The organism is Rhizobium sp. Root482 (assembly GCF_001426565.1).
Lineage (GTDB): Bacteria > Pseudomonadota > Alphaproteobacteria > Rhizobiales > Rhizobiaceae > Pararhizobium.
Window position 1 is genome coordinate 358749 of the sequence record NZ_LMFA01000024.1, and the last position, 7746, is coordinate 366494.

At 60.3% G+C, this 7746-nt stretch carries 8 protein-coding genes and 1 pseudogene; all 9 read left to right on the forward strand.

The genetic code is table 11. From position 1 onward, the window contains the following. Positions 1–87: 87 nt before the first annotated feature. The gene (locus ASD31_RS21985) at positions 88–1074 is read left to right on the forward strand and encodes an ABC transporter permease (RefSeq protein ID WP_056339077.1); all 987 of its coding nucleotides are present in this window, start codon (positions 88–90) and stop codon (positions 1072–1074) included. Next, a complete protein-coding gene (locus ASD31_RS21990; RefSeq protein ID WP_056339079.1) occupies positions 1074–1868 on the forward strand; it encodes an ABC transporter permease in 795 nt (264 codons plus the stop codon). The genes ASD31_RS21985 and ASD31_RS21990 overlap by 1 nt, the downstream gene beginning before the upstream one ends. After that, a complete protein-coding gene (locus ASD31_RS21995; protein WP_056339080.1) occupies positions 1868–2953 on the forward strand; it encodes an ABC transporter ATP-binding protein in 1086 nt (361 codons plus the stop codon). Before ASD31_RS21990 ends, ASD31_RS21995 begins: the two co-directional genes overlap by 1 nt. 124 nt (positions 2954–3077) lie before the next feature. Next, positions 3078–4538, forward strand: a complete 1461-nt coding sequence (locus tag ASD31_RS22000; RefSeq protein WP_200952248.1) for an NAD(P)-binding domain-containing protein — start codon at positions 3078–3080, stop codon at positions 4536–4538. A gap of 9 nt (positions 4539–4547) precedes the next feature. Further along, positions 4548–5048, forward strand: a complete 501-nt coding sequence (locus ASD31_RS22005; RefSeq protein ID WP_056339085.1) for a CMD domain-containing protein — start codon at positions 4548–4550, stop codon at positions 5046–5048. Continuing rightward, complete coding sequence (locus ASD31_RS22010; protein ID WP_056339087.1) at positions 5045–5620, forward strand: peroxidase-related enzyme; 576 nt, start codon at positions 5045–5047, stop codon at positions 5618–5620. The genes ASD31_RS22005 and ASD31_RS22010 overlap by 4 nt, the downstream gene beginning before the upstream one ends. A gap of 41 nt (positions 5621–5661) precedes the next feature. Further along, the gene (locus tag ASD31_RS22015) at positions 5662–6273 is read left to right on the forward strand and encodes a helix-turn-helix domain-containing protein (protein ID WP_056339089.1); all 612 of its coding nucleotides are present in this window, start codon (positions 5662–5664) and stop codon (positions 6271–6273) included. Between the two features lie 48 nt (positions 6274–6321). Beyond that, a complete protein-coding gene (locus tag ASD31_RS22020) occupies positions 6322–7401 on the forward strand; it encodes an NAD/NADP-dependent octopine/nopaline dehydrogenase family protein (protein ID WP_082520664.1) in 1080 nt (359 codons plus the stop codon). A gap of 153 nt (positions 7402–7554) precedes the next feature. Further along, positions 7555–7746 (forward strand): annotated as a pseudogene (locus ASD31_RS22025) (glycine C-acetyltransferase); the annotation flags it as partial.

Genomic DNA, 7746 nt, shown 5'->3' on the forward strand with positions numbered 1-7746 from the left:
CCCGTCGGGACCCCAGCAGTGCACGACACCTGTCCGCCGGCTCCGGCCGGTGGCATCGGTCGATCTGCGTCAATCGAGATCCGTTTAATGGTAAGTAGCAATACGACAGCCCAGGACCGGGCGAGAAGCGATGCGTCTGTGCCGCGATATTCGACCCGCATAGCCACGGTCATCAATTCCGCGCTTTACCGGCATACGCTGGGAGCGGCGGTGGAATCGCGGATCGGCCGCGTCATCCTTCTTGCCGGCGTACCGCTGATCTGGCTGATCATGCTGCATGTCGGGCCGATCTATCAAATGCTGAAGATCAGCCTCCTGTCGCACTATCCAGTCCAGCCGGGCATGGAATCGCACTTTACCCTGGATAACTATGCGATCTTTTTCCGGGAATCACTCTATTTTACGCCGCTGATCAAGAGCTTCATTTTCGCGACTGCCGCGACCGCGGTCACGCTGATAGTGGTCTACCCTGTTGCATATTATGTTGCGAAGGTTGTTAAGCCTCAGGGCCGCTCAAGGGCGCTGCTGCTGCTGCTCGTGCCGTTCTGGGCCGGTGAGCTGATCCGCACCTTTTCGGTCATCATGCTTTTGGCCAATCGTGGCGCGGTCAACGTGCTGCTGCGTGAGGTCGGGTTGATCGATCGGCCGATCCCGATGCTCTATACCTCGTTCTCGCTCGGCTTCGGTCTCGTCTACCTGATCTGCTTGTATATGCTGCTGCCTCTGTATTCGGCGATCGAGAAGATTCCGTCGCCGCTGCTCGACGCGGCGGCCGATCTGGGGGCTGGCCCGTTCACCCGCTTCCGCCGGATCATCCTGCCGCTGTCACGCGACGGCATCGTTTCGGGCTGCTGCCTGGTGTTCCTGACGTGCATCGGCGTCTTCGCGACGCCAATGCTGCTCGGCGGTCCGACCACCGTGCTGTTTCCCGAAACGATCAGCGGCTTCTTCCACGGCGCCAGCGACAAATGGCCGGTTGGCGCCGCCTTCGCCCTGATCATGCTAGTGACCGCCCTTGCCGCCGCCGCGATCTTCATGCGGCTGGTTGGCGGACGTAAAAAGAGAGCAATCTGATGCGCGCCATGTTTTCAGACGCCCCACGGGTCACGCTTGCCGCGTTCTACTGGGCCTTTATCCTCTATCTCCTGTTGCCGCTCACGCTGATGATGGCGATGAGTTTCAAGGACGCCAATTTTGTCGCCTTTCCGATCGGAGATTGGACGTTCGACTGGTACGGCGAGGTAATGCAGGACAAGCAGTTTCTCGAAGCCTGCCTCTATTCGATCATGATCGCCGCCGCCACGACGCTTGCCGCCACCATTCTCGGCGTGTGGATATCCATGCTGATCGTGGCGGAAGGCATCCGCGGCCAAGTCATCATCTTCGCGCTTGCATGCTTGCCGGCAGTTGTGCCGGGCATGATCTCGGCGATCTCGCTGCGCATCTTCATCTCGACCATCGACATGCCGACGGGAACAGCTGCGATCATTCTGGGCCACACGGTGCATGCCGTACCCTTCGTGGTGGTGATGGCGCTTACCCGATTGCGGTCAATGCCGGGAAATCTTGTCGATGCGGCACGTGATCTCGGTGCCGACAGCGTCGTCGCCTTTTTCCGCGTGACACTGCCCTATCTTGGCCCGGCGCTCTTTGGCGGGATGATCTTCTGCGTACTTTTGTCCATCGACGACTTCGTGCGCACCTTTTTCCTCGGCGGTTATCGCCTGACGCTTCCCATGCTGATCTTCGCGAAGGTGCAAGGCGGTATGTCTCCTGAAATCAATGCAATGGCGACACTCGTTCTCGTGGTTACGGCCGCTGTCGGACTGTACGCCGAACATCTCACCCGCCGCGCGAGGACCCGCTGATGGAACCCGTCGTCCAATTCGACAATGTCAACAAAAGCTACGGTGGCTATGTCGCCGTCGAGAACTTGAACCTCAGCATCGAGGCCGGCAAGTTCGTCACCCTGCTGGGGCCTTCCGGATGCGGAAAATCCACATCGCTTCGCATGCTTGGCGGCTTTGAGAGGCCGACCTCGGGGCGCATTCTGTTGAATGGAAAGGATGTGACGCGGGTTCCGCCCAACAAACGGAACGTAAATATCGTATTCCAGGACTATGCGCTCTTTCCGCATATGACCGTCGCCAAGAACATTGCCTTCGGCCTCGAGCTCAAGGGCTTCGACAACCAGAAAATCCATCGTCGGGTATCGGAGCTTCTCGAGCTTGTGCAGCTTGAGGAGTATGCCAGGCGCCTGCCGTCGGAACTGTCGGGCGGCCAGCGCCAGCGCGTTGCGCTCATGCGTGCACTTGCTCCGGATCCGGACGTGCTGTTGCTCGATGAGCCGCTATCCGCGCTGGATGCGAAGCTGCGCCAGCAAATGCAGATAGAACTGAAGTCAATCCAGGAGAAGACCGGCAAGACCTTCATGTTCGTGACCCATGACCAGGAAGAAGCGCTGACGATGTCGGACACGATCGTGGTCATGAATAAGGGACGGATCGAGCAGATGGGGGATCCCGACACCTTGTATGGTCGTCCCGGATCGGTTTTTGTCGCCAATTTCATCGGCGAGACCAATCTGCTGCGCAGTACCGTTCTCGGGATGGACGGAGATATGACGACGCTGAGCTGGAACGGCATCACCATTACGGCAAGCCAGGGCGGGCTGGCGCCCAAGCTAGGCGAACATCTTTATGTGGTCCTTCGTCCCGAGGCGATCCATTGCTCGGTGGCCGAGCCGGCAAGCGGCAACCGGATCAAGGGCAAGATTCGCCAGCGTGTGTTCAAGGGCAATCACACTTCGCTGATGGTTGACGTGGGCGATGGCACGCTTTTGAACACCCTCGTCCATCCGAGTGAGATCGCGCATCTCAGTGGCGAAAATATCTGGGTCGGTTGGAAGCCCGAGACGGCTACGGTCATTCCTGACCGGCACGCCCACAACTAACATCAGGGACCCGCGTCGTGACGGAGCGGGTCTTCAATAGGCAAGGCGTTCGATGCGAAACATGCGTTCCATCGGACGACGGAGGTGAGCCATGGCCTACAACGTAGAAACTCCGATCCGGTCGATGGCGACAAGTCTGCCCGACCTGGAACAGCGTGTTCGCGACGATCTCGCCTGCCTGTGCTATCCGCCGGCGAATTGGGTCGTGCCGACGTCTCACGCGGAACAGGTCCATGATGTCGTCGTCATCGGGGGCGGAATGTGCGGGCTGGTGACCGGTTTTGCATTGATCGGCGCCGGTATTCGCAACATCCGTATCTTTGACCGCAGCGAAGCGGGCTTGGAGGGACCATGGCTGACATATGCGCGCATGGAAACATTGCGCTCGCCCAAGCAGTTGACCGGACCCGCCTACGGGATGGCATCGCTCACGTTCCGGGCCTGGTACCTTGCCCAGTACGGTAACGAAGCCTGGACCGCGCTCGACAAGATTCCGCGTCCGATGTGGATGGATTATTTGCGTTGGTACCGCAAGGTGCTCGATCTGCCGGTAGAGAACGGCATCGAGGTCACCTCCATCCTCCCCGAGGGCGAATTGCTGCGTCTGACGCTGGCCGGCACGGGCGCACGAGAAACGTCGGTGCTTGCCCGCAAGGTGGTCATGGCCACGGGGCGTGACGGGCTGGGTCATCCCAGCATTCCGGAGTTCGTCAGTGGCCTGCCGGAGGAATATTGGGCGCATTCCTCGCACGAGATCGATTTTGCTGCGCTTCGAGGCAAGCGGGTCGTGGTCGTGGGGGTTGGGGCATCGGCCGTTGACAATGCTGCGGAAGCATTGGAGGCCGGCGCCGCCGAGGTCCGCCACCTCATCCGGCGCAAGGAAATGCCCTGCATCAACAAGCTGATGGGCATCGGCTCGTTCGGCTTCACGGCTGCCTATCCGCAACTCGGTGACGCCCGACGTTGGCAGATCATGGACTATGCGCTGCGCACCCAGACGCCGGCGCCGCGTGGCTCGACGATGCGCGTCAGCCGACATTCGAACGCCTATTTCCACTTTGATGCAGCGGTCGAAAAGGCTGAACTCGACGGTGACGAAATCCTCGTCAAGATATCGCGGGGCAGGTCGCTGCGCGCGGACTTCCTGATTCTGGGCACCGGCTTCGGGGTCGATCCGCTGGCGCGCAAGGAACTCGACGGTTACGCCGACAAAATCCTGCTGTGGCAGGACCGGTTCACGCCGCCGGCCGGCCAGGAGAATGCCCAGCTCGGGAGCTTCCCCTATCTCGCCGACGATTTCAGCTTTCTCGAGCGGGAGCCCGGCCAAGCACCATGGCTTGCCAACATCCACAACTTCAATTCCGGCGCGGCCGCGAGCCTGGGCAAGGTGAGCGGCGATATTCCGGGCATCAGCGAAGGGGCGTCATGGCTGGTTCGGGAAATTGCCGCTAAACTCTACACGGAAAATTTCGATCAATATTGGCAGCGGCTGCTTGACTATGAAACACCCGAATTGCGCGGTGATGAATGGACTGCATCGCCCTTGCCGGACGGCATGACGCTCAACGATCGCAAGCAGGCATAGGAGGACGAGATGGCCGAAAACGAGGACGTGCTTGCAGCGATTGTCGGTATCGAGCCAGGCAGTTCGCTGTCTCAAGCGGTGGCAGGGCGCGCTGACATCATGATGTTGACCCAGCAGACGCATGATGGTGCATTGACGCCGGACGTTCCCGGGGGCCTGTCGCATGCGGAGCGCGCGGCACTCGCCTTGCGCATCGCAAAGATCAATGATCACAAGGCATTCGAGGACCATTTCGAGACCATGCTGGAGAAGGCCGGGATGCCGGATAGCGCGGTGCGGATGGCCGACATGTGGTTCGACGGGGGCAGCGACTTGCGCGCCAGGGCGTTGATCCGCCACGTCGATCTCGTAGCGCATGCACCCAAGGATGCGACACGCCGCGACATCGAACTGCTTCAGGAAGCCGGCATTGCCGATGCCGACATCGTGCGGCTGTCGGAACTTGTCGCATTTGTCAGCTATCAGATCAGGGTCGCGGTCGGCCTGCAGTTGATGCGGGGGCTGGCATGAGCAAGACACTTCACGACTTCACCACCGAGATTCCGCAATGGAAGCCTTATGTGGCTCCACTCAACCTCGCCGAGGCGTCGAGCGAGCAGCTTGATGCATTGAAGGTGACGCCATCCAACACCAAGGTTTCGGACTATGTACTGGTGCTGGCGCATGATGTTGAAACGCTCAAGCATCGTTCGCCGCTGTTCAATGGCGTCATGTACAATCGCGGCGGCCTGTCGCGTGCGGACCGCGAACTTGGCGCCGTCGGCGCTTCGATGGTCAATCGCTGCATCTATTGCGCCGCCGTTCATGCAAGCCGCTACAATCAGCTGACCAAGGATACCGAGGTAATCGCGGCAGTCTTCGCCGATGGCGTCGATGCCGAGATCGAGCCGAGGCTCAAGGCGATCCTGAATTTTGCCGTCAAGCTTTCGAAATGCCCGTCGGAAGCCACTGCCGACGACATGGCGGCGCTCGTCGGGGCTGGTTTAAGCAAGGAAGAAATTGTCGATCTCATTCTGTCGACGTCTTTGTTCGGCTGGGCCAACCGGCTCATGCACACGCTCGGCGAGCCTGTAGGGGAATGATCGGTCAGGAAGCTCACGAGGCAGCCATAGGGGGACAGAGCATGCTTTCGACGAATCCGCCCGAAATTGGGCCGCGTTTACAAGCCCATAGAAAAGAGCTCGGTCTGACGCTGACGGAACTCGCGGCGATATCGGGCGTCTCGCGCTCGATGTTGTCGGAAATAGAGCGTGGCAATGCCAACCCCACCTACGGCACGCTGTGGCATCTGACTCGGGCGCTCAAGATCGACCTCAATAGGCTGGTCAGCGGCGCAAGCGAAGAGCGCGGCGGCCCCATCATCGATCTGCAGCCGGGCAATTTAACGCCGACGATCCGAAGCGCGGACGGAAGTTGTACGCTGCAGATTCTGTCACCAGCCAGCATGGTGTCGTTGATCGAATGGTACCTGCTGAGCTTCGAGGCTGAGGGGGAACTGGTGAGCGACCCGCACGGAGCCGGTACCGTCGAGCACCTGCACTGCACCAGGGGCGAGATCGTTGTACGCAGCGCTGGAAACAACATGATCGTGCGCGCCGGCGAGACGGCGCGCTATGCCGCCGACGTACCCCATTCTCTCACCAGTGTCGGCACTGTAGGCGCCGGCGCGTTCCTCGTGGTTGCATCCGGCGATGTCGGGCCGAATACGCCGAGAACCTCGATGCGTTCGAGATAACGATCGGCCCCCGGCCGAATTCATGAATGAGCAGGAAAGGAATTGATGATGAAGGTAGGGATTGTCGGAGCGGGTTCGATCGCTTTTGGAACCGCCGCGCTTGTGGAACAGCAGGGGCACAAGGTGACATTGTGGTCACCGTCGGGCGAACGCACGCGTGCCCTGGCCCGCGGTGAGGCGCTGGTTGCCCAAGGAGCGATACAGGGAACTTTCCATCCAGCCGTTGCGACAAGCGCCGCCGACCTCGTTGCCGGCGCAGAGGCTCTCGTCATCGCGCTGCCGGCCTATGGCCACAAGACCGTCCTGGATGCCGTTGCACCCCATATCGCGCCGTCGCAGATCGTCATTTTCAGCTCGCATGCTTCGTTTGGTGCGCTGTATCTGTCTCGCCTGCTCGCCGCTCGTGGTATCAGCATCCCCATCGTCGCATGGGGCACGACCGCGGTCACCGGCAGGCAGTCGAGCCAGACATCTGTCAATGTGAACACGGTCCGCAAGCAGGTCGATCTCGCCACCGTGCCGGCCCCGTCCAGTGATCTGGGGCTCTCGGTCTGCCAGTCGTTGTTTGGTGACCGCTTCCGTGACCGGGGCAGCCTTCTGGCAATTGCCCTCTCCAACCTCAATCCGCAAAACCATATGGGTATCGCACTTGGCAACATGACCCGCATGGAGCGTGGTGAAAGCTGGAGCCAGGGTCAGAACGTCACGCCGAATGTCGGCCGGCTTCTGGAGGATCTCGACAAGGAGCGGATCGCCATCGCCACCAAGCTTGGCCTCGAAGTGCGCGATATCTTCCAGCATTTCCATCTGTCGTTTCATGTGCCGATAAGCTCCATCTCGCAGATGAATCAGGAAATGCACGACGCCGGCAATGGCGGCAGCGGCCCTACCACCGCCGATAGTCGCTATGTAACGGAAGACGTTCCTTTCGGTCTGGTCATGACGGCAAAAATCGGGCGTCTTGCAGGCCATCCTGCCGAACTGCACGAAGCCGGGGTCCGGCTTTTCTCCGCCATGTATGGCCGCGACTTCACCGAGGAGAACGACCTCCTCAACGCGCTCGATCTTGACGCGATGTCGCTGGATGAACTGAAGGGGCTCTGCCGCGATGGGTTCGCCACGGCCTGACCGCGTCTTCCGCTCTTCTTCTGCTCGCTTGACGGACCTGCCCTGGGCGAGCAGCGGATGGCGATCGCGGCTGTTCTCCGTTTTCTTTTTCCAGCGTATCTTCCAACGCGGCGCTGAGAACAGCAGTGCCGCTGGAACGAGGTTTTACGTGTCATGACCAACGCGTTCATCAACCACCTGTCATCGGAACTCGAAGGCCTGAAGTCGGCGGGGCTTTACAAGAGCGAGCGTGTCATTACCTCGAAACAGGCCGGCGAGATCGAGGTCGCCTCGGGCGAACGGGTGCTGAACTTCTGCGCCAACAATTATCTCGGCCTTGCCGATAGCGAGGAACTGGCCGAGGCC

What these genes read in the sequence shown, in the direction of transcription:
- ASD31_RS21985 (WP_056339077.1), top strand. Translation starts at nt 88, where the DNA reads ATGGTAAGTAGCAATACGACAGCCCAGGACCGGGCGAGAAGCGATGCG.
- ASD31_RS21990 (WP_056339079.1), top strand. Translation starts at nt 1,074, where the DNA reads ATGCGCGCCATGTTTTCAGACGCCCCACGGGTCACGCTTGCCGCGTTC.
- ASD31_RS21995 (WP_056339080.1), top strand. Translation starts at nt 1,868, where the DNA reads ATGGAACCCGTCGTCCAATTCGACAATGTCAACAAAAGCTACGGTGGC.
- ASD31_RS22000 (WP_200952248.1), top strand. Translation starts at nt 3,078, where the DNA reads ATGGCGACAAGTCTGCCCGACCTGGAACAGCGTGTTCGCGACGATCTC.
- ASD31_RS22005 (WP_056339085.1), top strand. Translation starts at nt 4,548, where the DNA reads ATGGCCGAAAACGAGGACGTGCTTGCAGCGATTGTCGGTATCGAGCCA.
- ASD31_RS22010 (WP_056339087.1), top strand. Translation starts at nt 5,045, where the DNA reads ATGAGCAAGACACTTCACGACTTCACCACCGAGATTCCGCAATGGAAG.
- ASD31_RS22015 (WP_056339089.1), top strand. Translation starts at nt 5,662, where the DNA reads ATGCTTTCGACGAATCCGCCCGAAATTGGGCCGCGTTTACAAGCCCAT.
- ASD31_RS22020 (WP_082520664.1), top strand. Translation starts at nt 6,322, where the DNA reads ATGAAGGTAGGGATTGTCGGAGCGGGTTCGATCGCTTTTGGAACCGCC.